13 protein-coding genes and 1 tRNA gene are annotated in these 19,373 nt (G+C 60.1%); 6 read left to right on the top strand and 8 right to left on the bottom strand.

Going from position 1 to position 19,373, the window contains the following annotated elements:
• Positions 1-42 precede the first annotated feature (42 nt).
• The 3 genes from JJ917_06035 to JJ917_06025 all read right to left on the bottom strand — a co-directional run bounded on the left by JJ917_06035 (position 43) and on the right by JJ917_06025 (position 3,946).
• Positions 43-912 carry a D-amino-acid transaminase gene (locus JJ917_06035; GenBank protein ID MBO6698371.1) on the bottom strand — a complete coding sequence of 290 codons (870 nt, stop codon included), beginning with the start codon at positions 910-912 and terminating at the stop codon, positions 43-45.
• 15 nt (positions 913-927) lie between these two features.
• Positions 928-2,361: a hypothetical protein gene (locus JJ917_06030; GenBank protein MBO6698370.1), complete on the bottom strand. Its 1,434-nt coding sequence runs from the start codon at positions 2,359-2,361 to the stop codon at positions 928-930.
• 91 nt (positions 2,362-2,452) lie between these two features.
• The gene (locus tag JJ917_06025) at positions 2,453-3,946 is read right to left on the bottom strand and encodes a YdiU family protein (protein ID MBO6698369.1); all 1,494 of its coding nucleotides are present in this window, start codon (positions 3,944-3,946) and stop codon (positions 2,453-2,455) included.
• Between the two features lie 184 nt (positions 3,947-4,130).
• On the opposite strand from JJ917_06025, the gene JJ917_06020 reads away from it, so the two are divergent.
• The gene (locus JJ917_06020) at positions 4,131-5,402 is read left to right on the top strand and encodes an MFS transporter (protein ID MBO6698368.1); all 1,272 of its coding nucleotides are present in this window, start codon (positions 4,131-4,133) and stop codon (positions 5,400-5,402) included.
• Between the two features lie 50 nt (positions 5,403-5,452).
• Here JJ917_06020 and JJ917_06015 read toward each other — a convergent pair.
• Positions 5,453-5,528, bottom strand: a tRNA-Lys gene (locus JJ917_06015).
• A gap of 134 nt (positions 5,529-5,662) precedes the next feature.
• On the bottom strand, positions 5,663-6,562 hold the full coding sequence (locus JJ917_06010; protein MBO6698367.1) for an SPOR domain-containing protein: 900 nt from the start codon (positions 6,560-6,562) through the stop codon (positions 5,663-5,665).
• Positions 6,563-6,781: 219 nt separating this feature from the next.
• Here JJ917_06010 and glmU point away from each other — a divergent pair, with 219 nt between their 5' ends.
• Both glmU and glmS read left to right on the top strand, forming a co-directional pair.
• Positions 6,782-8,110, top strand: a complete 1,329-nt coding sequence (gene glmU / locus JJ917_06005) for a bifunctional UDP-N-acetylglucosamine diphosphorylase/glucosamine-1-phosphate N-acetyltransferase GlmU (protein MBO6698366.1) — start codon at positions 6,782-6,784, stop codon at positions 8,108-8,110.
• A gap of 132 nt (positions 8,111-8,242) precedes the next feature.
• Complete coding sequence (gene glmS / locus JJ917_06000) at positions 8,243-10,087, top strand: glutamine--fructose-6-phosphate transaminase (isomerizing) (protein MBO6698365.1); 1,845 nt, start codon at positions 8,243-8,245, stop codon at positions 10,085-10,087.
• 3 nt (positions 10,088-10,090) lie between these two features.
• On the opposite strand, the gene JJ917_05995 is transcribed toward glmS, so the two are convergent.
• Complete coding sequence (locus tag JJ917_05995) at positions 10,091-10,555, bottom strand: YbaN family protein (GenBank protein ID MBO6698364.1); 465 nt, start codon at positions 10,553-10,555, stop codon at positions 10,091-10,093.
• A 328-nt stretch (positions 10,556-10,883) separates the two neighbouring features.
• Here JJ917_05995 and JJ917_05990 point away from each other — a divergent pair, with 328 nt between their 5' ends.
• Positions 10,884-11,627, top strand: coding sequence for a DUF502 domain-containing protein (locus tag JJ917_05990; GenBank protein ID MBO6698363.1), 744 nt, complete (start codon positions 10,884-10,886; stop codon positions 11,625-11,627).
• An 11-nt stretch (positions 11,628-11,638) separates the two neighbouring features.
• Here JJ917_05990 and recG read toward each other — a convergent pair whose 3' ends face one another.
• Positions 11,639-13,753: an ATP-dependent DNA helicase RecG gene (recG, locus tag JJ917_05985; protein MBO6698362.1), complete on the bottom strand. Its 2,115-nt coding sequence runs from the start codon at positions 13,751-13,753 to the stop codon at positions 11,639-11,641.
• A 108-nt stretch (positions 13,754-13,861) separates the two neighbouring features.
• Between recG and JJ917_05980 the strand changes: the two genes are divergently transcribed.
• Positions 13,862-14,185, top strand: a complete 324-nt coding sequence (locus JJ917_05980; GenBank protein MBO6698361.1) for a succinate dehydrogenase assembly factor 2 — start codon at positions 13,862-13,864, stop codon at positions 14,183-14,185.
• A gap of 8 nt (positions 14,186-14,193) precedes the next feature.
• Positions 14,194-17,706, top strand: coding sequence for a transcription-repair coupling factor (gene mfd / locus JJ917_05975; protein MBO6698360.1), 3,513 nt, complete (start codon positions 14,194-14,196; stop codon positions 17,704-17,706).
• A gap of 16 nt (positions 17,707-17,722) precedes the next feature.
• Here mfd and JJ917_05970 read toward each other — a convergent pair whose 3' ends face one another.
• Positions 17,723-19,372: an AMP-binding protein gene (locus JJ917_05970; protein ID MBO6698359.1), complete on the bottom strand. Its 1,650-nt coding sequence runs from the start codon at positions 19,370-19,372 to the stop codon at positions 17,723-17,725.
• Between the last annotated feature and the right edge of the window lies 1 nt (position 19,373).

The following is a 19,373-nucleotide window of genomic DNA, read 5'->3' as shown; positions in this document are numbered from 1 at the left end:
AGGCCTGCCGCAATTCTCGCCAAAATAAGCCAGTTTTGGCGTTTAGCCAACGGCTGTTTTGCGCGCCATATCGAGATAGAGTTCACGCAGTCGGACCGATGTGGCGCCTGGCGCACCGTTCGACATCACCCGGTCGTCCACTTTGACAATCGGCACGACAAGGCTCGTCGCGGCGGTCAGGAACACTTCGTCTGCTTGATGAAGCTCCTCGACGGTGTAGGTCCGCTCCTCAACTTCAAAGCCCTGCTCCTTGCAGAGTGCAAGAACCGATTTGCGGGTGATTCCTGGCAGAACCGAATTGGATAGCTGCCGGGTGATCAACTTGCCGTCTTTCACCAGCCAAACCGTGGACGATGAGCCTTCCGTTACCACTCCGTCTTCGACCATGATCGCCTCAGAGGCGCCGACCTTGGCGGCCTCCTGTTTGGCAATGGTTTGCGCGATCATGGCCACCGATTTGATATCGCGGCGCTTCCAGCGCAGGTCGGGCGTCGTGATCACCTCAATACCGGTCTCGGCGCGCGGGTCATCGACGAGCTTCTTCGATTGGGTGAACATGACCAGTGTCGGGACGGTGTCCTTTGGATAAGCAAAATCGCGCTCCGCAGCGCCGCGGGTCACCTGCAAATAGATGCCGCCTTCATCCAAATTGTTGCGCCGTGCCAACTCCAGTTCCAGATCGGTCAGTGTGTTGAGCGGTACCGGATGATCCATCTCAATTTCGCCCAGCGAGCGTTCCAGCCGTGCCAGATGCCCGGGATGATCGACCAATTTGCCGCCGATCACCGCTGTCACCTCATAAACGCCGTCCGCGAACAGAAACCCCCGGTCGAGAACGGAGATCTTTGCCTCCGCCAAGGGCACGAAATCGCCGTTCACATAGGCAATGCGGGGATCATCTGCGGCGATCATGAATGCGTCCTTCACTCAATTCAGGCCGAGCGTATCGCGCGCGGCGTCGACAAAATCACTATCGATTCCATCGCATTGTTGAAGGTAGGCGCGCAAGGCGTTGGTGCCCGCATCGCGCGCCGTTTCGTAGGTAAAGCGGCTGTTGCAGAGTTGCTCGCGAACGCCCATCGCGCTCGTGTCGGTCACCTCGTCACGGTCGGCGGTTTGATCCTCGGCCTGCGGCCCTTTGCGCGGTTCGGTATCGACCTGAACCTGCGTCGTTGGACGGTTGGTATCACGCGGCGCATCGACATCAACGTTTTGGCTTTCCTCGCCACCAAACATCCCGCCCGTGGCAACAAACCAGGCAATGGCAAGTGCAATGATGAAGCTTAGTATCGTTCCCATGCCAATCCGACGTTTCGGTTTTCCGCCTGTTTGGCCTGGGATTGGCGGAGGCGCTTCACCGATGGTGCTGGTTCGGCTGGATTTCGGTATCGGCGGAACGCCACCGGGCTTTGGCCGTGACTCTGTCTTTGCCTGAGAAGCTGGTAGCGGCGGCGGTGATGCGCTCGTTCCGGTCATAGGGGGCACAGTCTTCTGGGACCAAGGGCTCGACGGCAATGGCGGAGGTGAAGCGTCTTCCTCCGTCGCATCAAGATGTGGTTCCAAAACTGACTTTAGAGCTGCCATCGACTGTGGACGCGTCGCCGGATGCAGACGAAGACCGGTTTCCAACGCACGTTCCAGTTCCCCGTCGAGATCAGGCAGGGTGTCGCCTATCGGGGTCAGCGGATCATCATCGCGCTGGGCTTTGGACGCCAGGCGATCATCGGCCGAGGGCGGTGGCGTGCCGGTCAAGGCCCAACGCAACAGTGCGCACACCGAATAGATATCGCTCACCGGTCCGGGCGAACCACCAGATATCAGTTCCGGTGCCTGCGTCCGTTTGAATTGCTCCAATGCCTCGCCGCCATAGGCAAGCCAGGGGCCGAGCAATCGGGCGCTACCGGTCCTGTCGATCAGCGCTTGATGGGCGGATACGCGGCCATGGGCCAAGCCACGCGCGTGCAAATCACCCAACGCGTCGATCACGGGCAAAAACAGCGCAGCGGTCTGACCAACTGACAAGGGAGCTCGCCGTTCCAGCCAGACGGCCAACGTTTCGCCATCAAGGGGAGCACCCTGTTCCTTACCGACAACCACCGCCGACCCGGCGCCAAAACGCACCACCGTTCGTGGACCGACCAAGGCCTGGTGATTAAGTTGCTCAAAGGTGCGCGCCAGGTCGAACAGCGCCGATTGATCCTGGTCGTCTGAAAGCCGAGTGAGTGTCACGGTCGCATCGCGGTCGCGCGTGTCCTTGCCGGTATAGGCAGCATCCATCCCGGAAATGGCGCTGGTCCCGGTCACTTCGTAGCCTTGGCTGCGGTCGCCGATCACAAAGCCGGTGGGTGTTTCATCGCTCATGCTTGTCTCCGGCCATCGGTCCTGGTGCGGGCGCTTCAATCATGAGGTGTGATCAATCATCTGAAAGGTTTCAAGGCCCTTATCGCGCCCGCTATGTCCCACAGAACGTTGCGTGCACGACCTCTTCTGGCTTGGGCGGACGTGTCAGTGCCGCACCTTCTCCGTCAAGCGGCGCGTCCTCATAAGGCTGTGCCGAGGCTTCGACCATCGCGTGGAAAGGCGCAAAGTCGCCAGATAGACCGGCTTCGATCATCGCCTCGACGCGGTGATTGCGTGGGATGATGGCTGGATTGGCCGCGCGCATAATCGATCGACGCGCCTCGGTACTGCCTGCCTCACGTCCCAATCGCTCGCGCCAACGGGCAAGCCATGGGTCGCCTGCGCTGCCAAGGTGGGTGAGAAAGCCAGCAGCGTCTGCTTCAGCCTCGCTAAGGGCCCGGAACGTACCGGTGAAATCGGCTTCCGCATCAGCCATGAGCTGCAACAGATCGCGGATCAGCGCTCCATCCTCATCTTCAGTTTCTTTCAGGCCAAGCTTTCGGCGCATCACGCCCTGGTAGGCGTCTTGAAACCGCACAGGGAATTGATCGACAGCCTCTTGAGCGGCTTTCACTGCCTGCTCTTCCTCCGCATCGATCAACGGCAAAAGCGCTTGGGCAAGGACCGCCATGTTCCAATGGGCGATTGGCGGCTGGTTGGCGAACGCGTAACGCCCCTGATGATCAATCGAGCTATAAACCTGCGCCGGGTTGTAGCCATCCATGAAGGCGCATGGGCCATAATCGATGGTCTCGCCGGAAATCGTACAATTGTCGGTGTTCATGACCCCATGGATGAACCCGACGCCCATCCAGCGGGCGATCAGCTTGGCTTGGCGATCGATCACCGCGTGCAAAAGCTGAAGGGCAGGGGGACCGTCAACGTCATCCTCGTGTCCATGCCGGTCTAGGGCGTAATCGACCAAGGCACTTAAAAGCTCGGTGTCGCCACGAAAGGCGGCATACTCAAAGGTTCCAACCCGCAAATGGCTGGATGCCACGCGTGTCACCATTGCGCCGGGAAGGACGCGCTCACGCAGCACAGGATCTCCGGTGGTAATGGCCGCCAGTGCGCGCGTAGTCGGGATACCAAGCGCGGCCATGGCTTCGCTCATGACGTACTCGCGCAGCACCGGTCCAAGCGCTGCTCGTCCATCGCCTTGGCGCGAGAAGGGTGTTTGGCCGGAACCTTTAAGCTGCACATCATAACGCTGGCCGTCCGTTCCGATCACCTCGCCAAGAAGCAGCGCGCGCCCGTCGCCAAGGCCTGGGTTGAAGCCGCCAAATTGGTGGCCGGCATACGCCATAGCGAGCGGCTGGGATCCCTCGGCAATTTTGTTCCCGGCAAACATGTTTGCTGCCGTGTCATCGTCCAGTGCATCGACACTGAACCCCAAAACCTCTGCAAGCGCTGCATTGAGCTTCAGCAGTTGAGGCGCTGAGGCACCATAGGGCTGCACCGGCGCATAAAACGCGCTCGGCAACCGGGCGTAGCTGGTGTCATAGGTTGGAAACGGCGAAAATTCAGAAACGGATAGGTCGGACATGGGGCCGGGCACCTTTGGTCAAGGCTGTGCGTCGCTTGGCATGTAGGGTAAAAGGCGTGAAATTGTTAGACGGCCATTCCAGAGATGCATAGCAGCCGCCCGCGACGGGTGCCTTTCTGCCTTGTCTCCGCCACCATTGGCGCCCACCGCGCCTGCATTGCAACCGCACAGCATTGATTGTCCCATGGCGCGCCATCTTCTCCCCCTAGCAGCCCTTCTTCTGGGGTCCGGATTCCTGTTTTTTGCCGGGGGCATGAACGCTCTCCTCTTGCCTGTTCGTGGCGGGCAAGAGGGATTTTCAACACTGTCCCTCGGTCTGCTTGGGACCGGTTGGGCCTTTGGATTCGTTACCGGCTGCCTGGTCGTTTCCAAGCTTGTGGCCCGCGTTGGTCACATCCGCTCCTACTCGGTGATGGCGGCACTGGCATCACTGGCCGTTTTGACGTCCTTGCTGTTGCTGACACCCTATGCCTGGGTGCCGCTTCGCGCGCTGTCGGGGTTCTGCTTTGCCGGCGCGGCGATGATCGTCGAAAGCTGGCTGAACGAGCAGGTCGATTCTGGGTCACGCGGTAAGGTTTTTGGCGTCTACCAGATGGTGAACCTTACCGCGACAACGGCTGGCCAGATGGTGCTGACCCTTGGCGATACGCGTGGCTACCTGTTCTTCGTGGTCGCTGCCATGGTCTACTCACTCGCGCTGATCCCGACCGCCGTCTCATCCTCGCGCGCGCCCAAGCCGCTGGTCGCCACCAAACTCAACTTGAAAGAGCTTTGGGTGAACTCTCCGGTGGCCGTGGTCTCGGTGGTGCTTCTTGGCGCCTCCAACAGTGCTTTTGGTACGCTTGCTGCCGTCTATGCCGGCCAAGTCGGCCTGCCGCTCACCTTGGTGGCGCTCTTCGTGGCGATGCCGGTGCTTGCAAGTGCCGTCATTCAAGTGCCGATCGGCGCACTATCCGACCGGGTGGACCGGCGCTTTGTGATGATCGGCATGGCCTTGCTTGCCATTTTGGCGGACATACTTTTCATCACCTTTGTCGACCCGTCGCCGGAGTTTCTCATCGGCTTTGCACTGATGTTCGGTATGGCGATCTTCACGCTGTTCCCGCTTGCGGTTGCCCACGCCAATGACCATGCGACACCCGACAGCTATGTGCGCACCTCTGGTGGATTGTTGCTGCTGTTTGGCCTGGGTTCAATCGTGGGGCCGTTGATGGCGGGTGCTGCCATGGGCCAGTTTGGCCCATCGGGACTGTTCATGGTGACGCTTGCCACCCATATCGGCGTGCTTGTTTATACGATCTACCGCATCTCGCGCCGCGCCAGCGTTGCGCAAGACGAAAAATCGCACTTTGCCGCGACGCCGACGGCGCGCAACACCACGCCACAGACCACGGCACTGCGCACCGGCGACGATGTCTATTTCATCGAAGACGAGTTTCACGAAGTGAAATGGTGAGGGGCACGCCCGAACAGCCATTGGGCGGATCGCCCAGAGCAAAGGGGAGATGGTGAGCCGGCAGGGATTCGAACCCTGGACCGTTCGATTAAAAGTCGAATGCTCTACCAGCTGAGCTACCGGCTCTCACCACGCGCTGCCTAACAGGCTCATCGGCGATGCTCAAGGCCCTATTCTCAACCTTGTGCACAGCGCACGCAGGTCATCAGTAACATTCACGTGTTACGCAAATGCAAAGACCAGTGAGCCGGCTGAGAAGCTTAGCGCAGAGCCAATTGCTGGCCGTCAAAAATCGCTGGCAGGCAGCGTTCAAGCCCCGCCGCGACAAGCTGCGCACAAAGCATGGCCGCATCGGCCGCGTCATTGATTGGGCCTGCGACCAGCCGAAGATCGAGCGCGCCGTTGCTGGTTTGTTGCAGCAGGATGCGCGGCGTTAGTTCGGCGAGCGTTTCGGCGTAGCGTTCAGCGTGATTCATCCATAAGGCATCGATGCCTTCCAGCGTCGTTGCGCCGCCGATGTCGATGGCAAAAGGCGTTTGGGAGACTGCAAGAATCGGTTGCTCGCTGGTCGGGGCCATCAAGTCGCCAGCAGCCGCTTCTTCAGCGGGTGGGTTGCTCTCCTCCATCGGCATTGTAGCGTCTGCCTCGGTGCTAACCGTGAGCGGACGCATGCTAACGGCGATCGCGCCGCCATCAACGGGTGTCGGTGACGGCAAGATGACGCGCGGTTCTGGTGCTTCGGCATTCATTGTCCCAATGGCCGCCGGGAGAGCTTGATCACTGGCATCTCCTGCAGGCTGGCTGATGCTTGCCGTCATGAAGGTGAGATTTTGCTCCATGTCGGTGAGGCGACGATTGGTGCTCACCGTTGAGGCCTGCGCGGCGGCAAGGGCGTCGCGAAGCGCGGCCAGTTCCATCGTAATCGAATCAAGGCGAGCCTGCAGAGGCATCGGCAAGTCGGGCATCGGTTGGCTGGCGGCGTTGCCGATCGAGCCCGTCATGATCGGATCTACGCCAAGATCACTGGCTTGAATGGTCGCCAAAAGCGGGGCGGAAGGCTCAGCGGGATAGAATTGCATGGCACCAACATAAGCACCGATGGCCACAAGTGCGCCGGCGCCCCAGCCGTATAGCGCAACGCGCTGGTCTTTGGGGTTCATCGGTTCCTTGAGGGAAAAGCCACGCTTGGCCACGCTTGCAGGACCTTTCTGTCACGCCGTTGCGGTTGGTCTCAACCATGGTAGATGCCTGAGTCGCGCCGGTGGGCCAACGACTCAAGCATCAAGTAGAGCATGATCCTCGCCGCAATTCGTTAACAACTGTTAAGCATAATGATCAAAGAGCAGGGCCATTCCGAAAGCCCACCCGTGAGAACAGCAATGTCATCTTCCACCACTACGAATGCCCAGGCCATCATCCTCGCCGCCGGGGAGGGCACGCGCATGCAGTCTTCCTTGCCGAAGGTGCTGCATAAGGTGGGGCACCTTCCGCTGGTCGCCCATGTGATGGAAGCGGCGTCTGCTGCCGGTCTCACCCATCCAAGGTTGGTGCTTGGTCATGGCCGTGATCAGGTGGAGGCTGACCTGCGTGGACGTGGTTATGCCTTTGATGTTGCAGAGCAAAAAGAGCGTCTGGGCACAGGCCACGCGGTTATGATGGTGCGCGATGCAGGTCATATGCCTGAAGGCCCCGTGATGGTCTTGCTTGGCGATGCGCCGCTCATCAGGCCCGAACTCATTACCGGCGCGCTGGAGAAGCTTGAAGCCGGCGCGGACGTGGTGGTCGTGGGGTTCGAGGCCGAAAACCCCACAGGATACGGGCGTTTGATCACGTCGGGCGATGATTTGATCGCCATTGTGGAGGAAAAAGAGGCCAGTCCGGAACAACGCCAGAATATGCTCTGCAATTCCGGACTAATGGCCTTTTCGTCTGGAACACTGGCCCCCGTTCTGGCCGACATTCGCGACAACAATGCCAAGGGCGAGTTCTATCTGACCGACGCTATCGCGATTGCGCGCAAGGCCGGAAAAACCGTCACCTACACGCTCGCCGATGAGACCGATCTTGCCGGCGTTAACAATCGCGCCGAGCTTGCCGCTATCGAATCAGAGTTCCAGCAGCGCAGACGACACCAACTCATGCTGTCCGGCGTCACGATGCAGGCGCCGGAGACGGTGATGTTGGCCCATGACACGCAGATCGCCGCCGATGTCACGCTGGAACCCAACATCGTGTTTGGATCCGGCGTTACCATTGAAACTGGCGCCACCATCCACGCTTTCAGCCACCTGGAAGGCGCGCACATTGCAAGTGGCGCGTCGATTGGGCCGTTTGCGCGGTTACGACCAGGCGCGCAGATCGGCGAGGCGGCCAAGGTTGGCAATTTCTGCGAGGTCAAAAAGGCTGACATCGCCGCCGGCGCCAAGGTCAACCACCTCTCCTACATCGGCGATGCGACAGTCGGCGAAAAAGCCAACATTGGCGCTGGCACCATCACCTGCAATTACGATGGCAAAAACAAGCACCAAACAACCATTGGCAAGGACACCTTTATCGGCTCCAACTCCTCACTGGTTGCCCCGGTCACCGTGGAAGAGGGCGGCTATGTGGGGTCGGGCAGTGTGATCACCAAGACCGTGCCGAGCGGCGATCTGGCGATTGCGCGGGGCCGCCAAGTCAATCTGAAGGGTCGTGCGCCCAGAAAATAGGCGTGCCTTAACGATGGACTTTGAAAGACCTCGTGATTGGCGCCGCGCGTGACGTGGCGCTAACCAAACTCTGCGCCTGTTCTGGCGACCAGACCTTTTCCATCCTAACGTTTCAACCAGGGGGTGATGCTGATGTGTGGCATTGTGGGCATTTTGGGCACCGAGCCGGTCGCGGACGACATTGTCGATTCACTGCGCCGCCTGGAATATCGCGGCTATGATTCCGCCGGCGTGGCAACCCTTGAAGAGGGCAAGCTCACGCGCGTGCGTGCCGAAGGCAAACTGAAAAACCTTGCTGGCAAGCTCGCCGTACAATCGCTGTCTGGACATGCCGGTATCGGCCACACACGCTGGGCCACCCATGGCGCACCGACCGAGCGCAACGCCCACCCGCACCAGGCAGGCAACGGCGCAGGAAGAGTCGCCGTCGTTCACAATGGTATCATTGAAAACTTCCGCGAGCTGCGCGACGCGCTGACGGCAAAGGGCGCACATTTTGAAACCGAAACCGACACCGAAGTCGTTGCGCATGCAGTTGCGGCCAAAATGGACGAGGGCCATTCACCGCAGGATGCAGTGCGTGCCGTTCTGCCGACCCTGGAGGGCGCGTTCGGCCTGGCGTTCTTGTTCGAGGATCATCCCGATCTGATGGTTGCCGCACGCAAGGGTTCGCCACTTGCGGTGGGCCATGGAGAAGCCAAGGGCGCGATGTATATCGGCTCGGACGCCATCGCGCTGTCGCCCTTCACCAATGAAATCACCTATCTGGAAGAAGGCGATGTCGCCTTTATCAGCCGCAACGGACTCACGGTTGAAGATGAGAATGGCGCAGCCGTCGATCGCCCCAAGCAGATGTCGGAAGCGCGCGCCTATGTCATCGACAAAGGCCATCACCGTCATTTCATGGCCAAGGAAATTGCCGAGCAGCCTGAAGTCGTGGGCCACACGCTCGCCCGCTACATCGATCTCACTAAAAATCGGATGGCTCTACCGGAAAGCCCCGTCGATCTGGCCTCGATCAACCGCCTGACCATGACTGCCTGTGGCACGGCGTTCCTGGCCGGAATGACCGCCAAATATTGGTGCGAACGGTTTGCTCGTATTCCCGTCGATATCGATGTGGCCTCGGAGTTTCGCTATCGCGAAATCCCGCTATCGCCCGGTGGCATGAGCGTCTTCATCTCCCAATCGGGTGAGACCGCCGACACGCTGGCGAGCCTGCGCTATTGCAAGCAGGGCGCACAAACCATCGCCTCCATCGTCAATGTGCCTGAGTCAAGCATTGCCCGCGAATCTGATGTTCTGTTGCCGACGCTGGCAGGCCCTGAAGTCTCGGTTGCGTCCACCAAGGCTTTCACGTGTCAATTGGCTGTATTGGCCTGCCTTTCCATCGGTCTTGGCCGCGCTAAAGGCGTGTTGTCGGAGGATGATGAAGAGCGTCTGGTAACCGCGCTAATCGAAGCACCGCGCCTCATGAATGACGTCATGGCGCTCGGGCAGCAGATTGAGGATGTTTGCCGCGAGGTTCTGTTGCATGCCTCCCATGCTCTGTTTCTTGGCCGCGGCACCAACTATCCGCTGGCTATGGAAGGCGCTCTAAAGCTGAAGGAAATCAGCTACATACACGCCGAAGGCTACGCCGCAGGAGAACTGAAACACGGCCCCATCGCCTTGGTCGATAAGGACATGCCGGTCATCGTGATCGCCCCTTATGACCGCGTGTTCGAAAAAACCGTTTCCAACATGGAAGAGGTGGCTGCGCGCGGCGGCAAGATCATCCTGATCACCGATCAGAAGGGCGCCGATGCTGTTTCTCTGGACGCTGTTTCGAAGATCGTGATGCCCGATATGCCCGCCACCATCACGCCGCTGGTTTATGCCGTGCCATTGCAGCTGATGGCCTATCACACGGCCGTGATGCGCGGCACGGATGTCGATCAGCCACGCAATTTGGCCAAGTCCGTCACGGTGGAGTAGGGGCTAATCCAGCGGAGGGTCCTCGTCCTCTGCCCGCATTCGGGCGGCGTCGCGCAGATCCTCGGCCAGGTCTTTCGCCGGCAGCGGGCGCGACATCACGTACCAGCCGCTGGCGACGATCACGACGGCGGCAAACCCAACCCAGCGTAGATCGTCAACCATTAGGATGACCAGTGCCATGCCGAGCCCCATTCCCCAGAGCGCTGCCGCCTTGCCGCGCTTTGAAATGGCTCCCTCATCAAACCAATGTTGCAGCGTCGTGCCGAACCGTGGATGCTCCATCAGGTAGGCGTGTAGACGCGGCGAAGAGCGAGCAAAACACGCAGCCGCTGCGATCAAAAAGATCGTTGTCGGCAGAATTGGTATCCAAATGCCGATGATTCCGATCGCCAAAAGCACCAGGCCAAGCAGGCTGAAGGCCCGCATGACAACAAGGTCACGCATGGAAAGGGGCGGCTCGCTCGACATTCAGGCACTGGTCCTTGGGGTTTTCAGGTTCAAGCAGAATACGCGCCTGCGCCCAACCGGCCTTGAGGCGTGCCTCTGAGCCACAATGGAATCATCGCCAAACCCGACTTTATAGGTTCACTCTAAGGTAGGTGCGCTTAGCCCAGCGTAAAGGCGATCAAATCATCCATTTGATGGCGCTCGGCGACGCACAGACCCTTGCAATTTGTTAGGTCGCGACCTCATGTGGGGGATGAGCGGACTTTTCGCGCCAGATTTCAACGCTATTGCCTGAAGATAAATGCAAGCCGACGACGATCATAACGAACGCCAACGTAACGCCCACCCCATGGCCCGATTGCGGAATTATTTCTTCACTGGGGTCATCGTCGTGGCGCCGATTTCGATCACCGGCTACCTGATTTGGACGTTTGTTAGCTGGGTCGATCGGATCGTCAAGCCGATCATTCCCCCGCAATATAATCCCGACACCTATTTGCCCTTTGCTGTACCGGGTTTTGGCCTGTTGGCCGGCGTTCTGATCGTCACGATGACAGGCTTTTTGGCCGCCAATTTGGTCGGTCGTTCGGTGGTGAACTTTGGCGAGCAATTGCTCGACCGAACGCCCTTGGTGCGCACGCTCTATCGCGGGCTGAAGCAGATTTTTGAGACCGTTCTCAACGATAGGTCCGACAATTTTCAAAATGTTGGCCTGATCCAGTACCCGCGGCCAGGTGTTTGGGCGGTGGTTTTTCAATCCACTGAGACACGTGGCGAGGTGGCCCATCGTATCGTCACCGAGGCCGGCGTCGATGAACTGGTCAGCGTGTTTCTGCCGACGACGCCGAACCCGACGTCAGGGTTTCTGTTGTTCGTGCCCAAGGCCGATGTGATCAAGCTCGACATGTCGGTGGAAGACGGCGCGAAACTTGTCATCTCCGCTGGACTGGTCGTCCCTGATCATCAACAGGAGCTGGCACGTCTTGCCGACGAGGCAAAGGCCAACGCAGCTGCAAACAAAGCGGATGCGCCAGCCGCTGCCGACGAGCCTGTCAGCAAGCCGAAAAAGCGCAAGCAAAAAACGGTGGCATAGGCTCGGCGTAGTCAGCCGGATGCCATGAGCCGGATAGCGCTGTCGCGGCGAAAAAGCTGCAAGAGCAGGCGCAACGCTTGGCCGCGATCTGATCGCAAATGCGGGTCTTTGGATACCACGAGACGCGCGTCGTCATGGGCAAGTGCGATCAAGTCTTTGTCGAGCGCCGGATCGGCAACCTCAAAGTCTTCGAAGCCACTTTGACGCGTTCCCAGCACTTCACCGGCGCCGCGCAGTTCCAAGTCACGCTCAGCAAGTACGAACCCATCATTGGTCTCGCGGAGCGCTTCCAAACGGGCCTTTGCCGTTGCGCCAAGTGGGCCTTTGTAAATCATCAGGCAGGTCGACGCATCATCGCCGCGACCAATGCGCCCGCGCAACTGGTGAAGCTGCGAAAGCCCGAACCGTTCCGCCTGCTCGATCACCATGATCGTTGCATCGCGCACATCGACGCCCACCTCCACCACGGTCGTTGCGACCAGCAACCGGGTTTCTCCAGCCTTGAACGCTGCCATGGCCGCGTCTTTTTCGTCCGCCTTCATGCGTCCGTGCACCAGACCGATCTGGCCGGCCAAAACTGGCCCCATGGTTTCTTGCAAAGCCTTGTGGCGGTCGATGGCCGCTGTCAGATCGACCTCGTCGCTTTCTTCCACCAGCGGGCAAATCCAGTAGCCCTTGGCGCCACCTTCAATGGCCGCTTTCAGCCGCGCAACAACGTCGTCGAGCCGGTCCATCGGCACCGCGCGTGTGTCGATCGGTTTGCGACCAGCCGGCTTTTCATCGAGCTTAGAAACGTCCAGATCGCCGTACCAGGCCATGATATGCGTGCGCGGGATTGGTGTTGCGGTCATGGCCAGCAGGTCAACGGCTTTGCCCTTGTCGGCAAGTTTCAGCCGTTGCGCGACGCCAAAGCGGTGTTGCTCATCGATGACGGCTAGGCCCAGATCGTGGAAAACCACCGGGTCCTGAATGAGTGCATGGGTGCCGACCACCACATCGATGGCGCCACTTGCCAGCCCTTCAAGAATTTTGGTGCGGGCCTGGCCTTTTTCGCGACCGGTGAGAATCGCGATCTCAAGGCCTGCGGCTTTCCCAAACCCCGTCAGCGTTTCGAAATGCTGCCGCGCCAGCACTTCGGTCGGCGCCATAACAGCCGATTGGGCGCCAGATTCGGCCGCATCGGCCATCGCGAGCAGGGCAACCAGCGTTTTTCCCGCACCAACGTCGCCTTGCAACAGCCGAACCATGCGGTTGGGTGAAAACAGATCCTCGCGAATCTCCTGCTGTGCGCGAACTTGGGCGCCTGTTAGCGCGAAAGGCAGGGCAGCGATAACCTGCTCTGCTCGCTCGCCCTTCACGGCACGGGCAACGCCCCTGCCGGTGATTGAAAAATGCCGGATCAGCGCCAGCGCCAATTGGCCGGATAGGATTTCGTCATAGGCCAAGCGCCGCCGTGCAGCTCCTCCCAGACCCGTCTGATCATCTCCGACATGAATGGCCTGAAGGGCGTCGGCGAAAACGGGCAGGGCATTGAGCGCTGGATAGGCCGTGTCGATCCATTCGGGTAGGGTCGGCACCGAGGGCAGGGCGGCAGCAATGGCTTTGCGAAGCAGCTTCGGGCTGACACCAGCTGTCATCGGATAGATGCGCTCAAACACCGGGATCGTGTGGGCTTTGTCGCGAGGCACTGCATAGTCTGGATGCACCATCTGGCGATGGCCGTTCCAAAGCTCCACCTTGCCGGAAATCGTGATCGCGTTGCCGACGCTGTAGGTCGGGGCGAGCCAATCGGCGCGAGCGTTGAAATAGACGATTTCGATGTCGCCGGTTTCATCCTCTGCCGTGATCCGTACCGGTCGGCCATGACGGGCGCCATCCAGACCGCGCACATCGGCAACGCGCACATCCATCGTGGCGATGGTTCCCGGTTGCACGTCGTCAAGCGCCACGCGCTGCGAGCGATCGACCACGGCAATCGGCAGATGTAACAACAGGTCGATCAGCGTGGCCGGCGGATTCGCTCCGCCGGGCAGCACAAGCTTGGAGAGCGCTGCCTCAACCTTGGGGCCAACGCCACTGAGCACCGAAACGGGCCGAAACAGGGGTTCCAGACGTTCATCACGCATGCCCGCTGGCATACGCGCAATTGTCGCGTCTTCCAACCGATCTGACCGCGTGACAGCACGACTTATCCCCGTTAGAACGCAGCGCTCCCGCACACAAAGGCTGGCACGATGAACGACACGATTGGCCGCGCCGTCACCGGCATGGGTCGCACTTCCGATGGTTTGGACGCGCGCCGCAAACGCATGATGTTTCGTGCCTGGCACCGCGGCACCAAGGAGTTGGACATCCTTCTGGGTTCCTTTGCCGACAAACACCTCGGCACGATGAACGATGCGGAACTCGACGCCTTCGAAAAACTGCTCGAAGTGCCTGAGCCTGACCTTTACAACTGGATCACTGGGCGCGAGGCGCTGCCAGACAATTATCAGGGGCCGTTGATCGAGCGCATCATCGCCTTCCACAGGGAGGGCGGCGCCGTCTTCATCGGCTAGCCAGACCCATGAGCAGCTCCCTTTATTCCCTTCCTGACCTGCATCTGGATGAGGCAGGCACAACCGCCTTGTCCTCTGTCCCAGACGGGTTGGTACCGCTGGTGCTCGCCAAAGCTGCCGAATCAACGGGTGGTGCGATTTTGTTTATCGCACGCGATGGCCCGCGCGCCCGCACGATCGAAGAGGCGTTGGCGTTCTTCGCGCCTGACATCGACGTCCTCAACCTGCCGCCATGGGACTGTCTGCCCTATGACCGGGTGTCGCCGTCTGCGCATGTTGTCGCCAAGCGCCTTTCGGTGCTGGCCAAGCTCGGCGCTTATTGCGAAAGCCGTGCCGCCAAACCACTGATTGTCCTGACTACGATCAACGCCGCCGTCCAAAAACTGCCGACCGCTGACGTGCTTGCAAGTCAGGCCTTGGCGCTGGCGCCCGGCCAGTCACGACCGATGGAAACGGTGCTGCGCTATCTAGAAAGCAACGGCTATGATCGCACAGCAACCGTGCGCGAAGCCGGTGAATACGCCGTGCGTGGCGGCATCGTTGATCTGTTCCCGCCCGGCGCGCTGTCACCCATTCGGCTCGATTTTTTCGGCGACACGCTGGAATCGATCCGCACCTTCAGCGTCGAAACCCAGCGCTCTGAAGAAACACGGCGCGCGCTTGAACTTTTGCCGATGAGCGAGGTTCGTCTCACCGAAGAGACGATCAAGGGCTTCCGCCGCGCCTACGCCATGCAATTCGGCGCACCCTCCCGCGATGATGTGCTTTACACGACCATCTCGTCCGGTCGCAGGGTTCAGGGCATGGAGCACTGGCTGGGCCTGTTTGAGGCGGATTTGGTGCCGCTGACCGAACATGTCCCCGGCGCACCTGTCATTCTCGATCATCTCTCAGGCCCAGCACTAAGCGAACGCTTGGAAACGATAGAAGACTATTACCAGGCGCGCTTGGAGGTCCTGGAGCGCCAGGGTGAAAAGGCTGGATACAAACCCGCACCGCCCGATGCCCTCTATCTAGACGAGGCTGGATTCAACGCCGCCCTCGCCGGAAGGGCACGCCTCGATGTCTCGCCATTTGCCGAAGACGACGTGGCGGGCCGCCGCAAGATTGAAGGCCAAGCCAAACAGGGCCGCAGCTTCGCCGCCGAGAGAGCAAGCGCCGATCGCAATGTGTTCGATGCGGTGCGCGAACACGCGGCAGCCATGGTCAAGGCTGGCAAGCGGGTGGCCATTGCCTGTTGGTCGGAGGGATCGCGCGACCGGATGGCCCAGGTTCTCGCTGATCACGACCTATCCAACGCGCGGCCCATCGCGTCGCTGTCTGAGCTTGCTGACGGGCCAAAAGCGCTTATCGGGCTGGCGGTTTTGCCGATCGAGGAAGGGTTTGAGACCGACAGCCTGGCGGTCATCACCGAGACCGACATTCTTGGTGAGCGCATGGTGCGCGGCACAACGCGGCGCACCAACAAAGACGCGTTGACGGAAGCGGGTACGCTGCAACCGGGTGATCTGGTTGTTCATGTCGACCATGGGATCGGCAAGTTCGCCGCCATGAAAACGCTCGATGTCGCCGGCGCGCCGGTGGAGTGCCTGGAACTGCATTATGCAGGCGGTGACAAGCTGTTTCTGCCGGTCACCAATATTGAGCTACTGACGCGTTATGGCGCTGACGGGTCAGAGGCTAATCTCGACAAGCTCGGTGGCGGCGCCTGGCAAGCCCGAAAGGCCAAGCTGAAACAGCGCATCCGCGACATGGCGGACAAGCTGATCCAGATCGCCGCCCAGCGCGCCATGCGCACAGCGCCGCTGATCGACCCGCCTGAAGGACTCTATGACGAGTTTGCTGCCCGGTTCCCTTATGATGAGACCGAGGATCAGCTGAACTCGATCAATGCCGTCATGGAAGATTTGTCCTCCGGCCAACCGATGGATCGCCTTGTCTGCGGCGACGTTGGTTTTGGCAAAACCGAAGTTGCTCTGCGTGCAGCTTTCATGGTCGCGCTCTCCGGCCGTCAGGTGGCAATTGTTGTGCCGACGACGCTTCTTGCGCGCCAACATTTTGCAACGTTCAAGGATCGTTTCCGAGGCTTCCCGGTCAATGTTCGCCAGGCGTCTCGCTTTGTCGGAACGAAGGAATTGGCCGAGACCAAGGCTGGCCTGAAAGACGGGACGGTCGATATCGTCGTTGGCACTCATGCGCTGCTCGGAAAATCGGTGTCATTCAAGGACCTTGGGCTGCTGGTCATCGACGAAGAGCAGCACTTCGGCGTTGCACACAAAGAGCGCTTGAAAGAAATGCGCGCCGATGTTCACGTGCTGACCCTTTCGGCGACGCCGATCCCACGTACCTTGCAACTGGCGCTCACCGGAGTGCGGGAACTCTCGCTGATAGCCACGCCACCTGTTGATCGGTTGGCGGTGCGAACCTTTGTTTCGCCCTATGATCCGCTGATCATCCGCGAAACTTTGCTGCGCGAGCATTTCCGCGGTGGACAGAGTTTCTATGTGGTGCCGCGCATCAAGGATTTGGAAGAAGTGCGCCGCTTCCTCGAAGAATCCGTGCCGGAGGTGAAAGTCGGTATCGGGCACGGCCAGATGTCCGCCTCCATGCTCGAAGAGGTGATGGAAGGGTTTTATGACGGCAAGTTTGACGTGTTGTTGTCGACCACCATCGTCGAGTCAGGCCTTGATATTCCGTCGGCCAATACATTGATTGTTCACCGAGCCGACATGTTCGGCCTTGGCCAGCTCTACCAGCTACGCGGCCGCGTCGGACGGTCGAAAACCCGCGCCTATGCGCTGTTCACCGTGCCCGCCAGCCAGAAAATCACCGCTGTCGCCGAGCGGCGGCTCAAGGTGTTGCAAAGCTTGGAAACGCTGGGTGCGGGATTCCAGTTGGCGAGCCACGATTTGGACATTCGTGGGGCCGGCAACCTGCTGGGCGAGGAACAATCCGGCCATATCCGCGAGGTCGGCTACGAGCTCTACCAGCAGATGTTGGAAGAAGCGGTCGCCAGCCTCAAGGACGGCGATAGCACGCTGGAAGATGACGGCCAGTGGTCGCCTCAGATCACGCTCGGCACACCAGTGATGATCCCTGAAGACTATGTGCCCGACCTGCAGTTGCGCTTGCAGCTCTACCGCCGATTGTCAGCGCTTGAGAACGTTGATGAGATCGATGGATTGGGCGCGGAAATGATCGACCGTTTCGGACCACTGCCGTCGTCCGTCGAAGGTCTGTTGAAGCTGGTTTACATCAAGGTGCTTTGCCGTCGCGCGCACGTTGAAAAGCTCGACACCGGCCCGAAAGGCGCGGTTGTTGCTTTCCGCCAGAACACCTTCCCCAACCCCGCCGGTCTGATGAAATTCATTTCCGAACAGGGCGGTCAGGCTAGAGTGAAACCTGACCATAAGATCGTACTGACACGCAACTGGGCCAAGGTTGATGATCGCGTGAAGGGGGCGGCTGTACTGATGGCCAAGCTCGCCAAGATCGCCGAAGCCGAAGAGATCGCTGCCTAACTAGTAAAGAAGGGCGTCAGGCGACCGCCTCGAAACCCGCCGCATCATCGCCAGAGACGTCTGGCGCCTCCCAAGCATGGTCGGCCAGTGCTTCAATATCGACGACACCGCGTCCGAGGCGTGGAATATGTGTCACCAGATGCATTTTGACCGGAAGGCCGGCATCGCCAATGCCGCTCTCGCTGAGCAGATTGCGCACCATGGCGAGCGTCGGCAGTTTTTGCGCATCGTCGTCGCCAACGCGCGGTTCGACGGCAACTTCAATCCGGTTGTGCAGCATCCGGTCAGGCACCGAAAATACCGCGGCATCCTGCCAACGCCCTGTCAGCCCAAGAGCGCGGTTCACCGCCGGTAACATCACGCGGTGGGCTCCGACTTGCACGGCCATCGCGTCCTTGTCGGTCAACACATAGGTTGGTCGCCGCTCCTTATCTTCGGCAAGGCGCGCCATTTGCCCGGTCGGCTGTAGGTCGTGCGTCTTGCCGTTGCGCGCCGCCGCCAGCGGGCTGTCGAGGCAAATCTCGCCGCTCATCAAGCTTCCTGCGGTGCTGTTCTCCTGCGGTCCGCCCTCCAGGCGCAATGTTCCGAACGCCATCGGGCCGCTGTTTTTCGCGGATATCGTGATCGCGCCAGGACGGATGATCGTTTGGCCGGCATCATCAATTTGGGCGGGCAACAAGGCCGTCCCGTCGCAATCGACAAGCAGATGACCGCCCTTGGTCAGGCCTTGCTGGGCAGGGCCGCTGGTCACCCAGACGCGTCTTGACGTGTGCCCACTGTTGTTAAGGCCAAGGCTTTGTGCAAAAGCCGCCGGAAGGACCAGATGATGGCGGTCGCTTTCCTCCTGCCAGAGCTGCAGACGGGCATCGAGGCTCGGGTCGACCGCATCAAACAATTGCAGACGGCATCCAACCAATAGCGCCGGAAGCGCTGCGGTCAGCAGGCCGTGGGCGCCAATGGGGTCATAGGCCGTCCCGACAACGCTGCTCGGCGTGAGATCGCTCAACATCGCGCAGGCGAGGGCCTGGGTAAGCAGCTGGCTTTGCGAGCGGGACAAGCGCTGCAGTTTGCCGTCTGCGCCATGACGCAGAATATGGAGAAACGCATCGTGCGTCGGATCAACCGGCGGTACCTCCGTGTCGTCAACCGTATGCGGCTCAACAGCTGCCAGGTCGAGCAGCCCGTCTGGCGCATCCCCGAAACAGCAAACCAGTCGAATGGTGAAGAGGTTGGCCGCCATCTCCAATATGCGCAGCGATTCCGGCTTGTTCTTGGGTAGCGTTCCTGCATCAACGGCGATTTTCGGCGCGTAGGAAACGGCCCCCTCCGTCACCTGACGCGCGCTCATGCCTTCCGGTGCCAGGCAGACTTGTAAGCCGACATGGATTGCTGCCAGAAGCATCACCAAGCCTTCCGGTCGTCGACCTGCTCGCAGGAGCAGCCCATCGCCTGGGCCCAATCCCTGTTCACGCAGCACGGCAGCAAGGCGGATCACCTCTGCGTTGACCTCGGCAAATGTCATGGCCGGGCGGCCAGCCGCATGGAGGAAAACCGTATCGGGGCGCGAATCCGCCCATTTTTCCAAAACACGCGTCAACGTGAGGGCCCCCCAATTGGGGCAGGCACGCGCCTTGGCAGCGCTATGAGGAGCCTCTGCCTCGCTCACT

The organism is Hyphomicrobiales bacterium, from assembly GCA_017642935.1.
Taxonomy (GTDB): Bacteria; Pseudomonadota; Alphaproteobacteria; order Rhizobiales; family MH13; genus MH13.
This window is presented reverse-complemented; position numbering and strand designations above follow the sequence as displayed.

Coding starts and splice junctions, on each gene's coding strand:
- JJ917_06035 (MBO6698371.1), bottom strand. CDS start 912: ATGATCGCCGCAGATGATCCCCGCATTGCCTATGTGAACGGCGATTTC.
- JJ917_06030 (MBO6698370.1), bottom strand. CDS start 2,361: ATGAGCGATGAAACACCCACCGGCTTTGTGATCGGCGACCGCAGCCAA.
- JJ917_06025 (MBO6698369.1), bottom strand. CDS start 3,946: ATGTCCGACCTATCCGTTTCTGAATTTTCGCCGTTTCCAACCTATGAC.
- JJ917_06020 (MBO6698368.1), top strand. CDS start 4,131: ATGGCGCGCCATCTTCTCCCCCTAGCAGCCCTTCTTCTGGGGTCCGGA.
- JJ917_06010 (MBO6698367.1), bottom strand. CDS start 6,562: ATGAACCCCAAAGACCAGCGCGTTGCGCTATACGGCTGGGGCGCCGGC.
- glmU (MBO6698366.1), top strand. CDS start 6,782: ATGTCATCTTCCACCACTACGAATGCCCAGGCCATCATCCTCGCCGCC.
- glmS (MBO6698365.1), top strand. CDS start 8,243: ATGTGTGGCATTGTGGGCATTTTGGGCACCGAGCCGGTCGCGGACGAC.
- JJ917_05995 (MBO6698364.1), bottom strand. CDS start 10,555: ATGTCGAGCGAGCCGCCCCTTTCCATGCGTGACCTTGTTGTCATGCGG.
- JJ917_05990 (MBO6698363.1), top strand. CDS start 10,884: ATGGCCCGATTGCGGAATTATTTCTTCACTGGGGTCATCGTCGTGGCG.
- recG (MBO6698362.1), bottom strand. CDS start 13,753: ATGCGTGATGAACGTCTGGAACCCCTGTTTCGGCCCGTTTCGGTGCTC.
- JJ917_05980 (MBO6698361.1), top strand. CDS start 13,862: ATGAACGACACGATTGGCCGCGCCGTCACCGGCATGGGTCGCACTTCC.
- mfd (MBO6698360.1), top strand. CDS start 14,194: ATGAGCAGCTCCCTTTATTCCCTTCCTGACCTGCATCTGGATGAGGCA.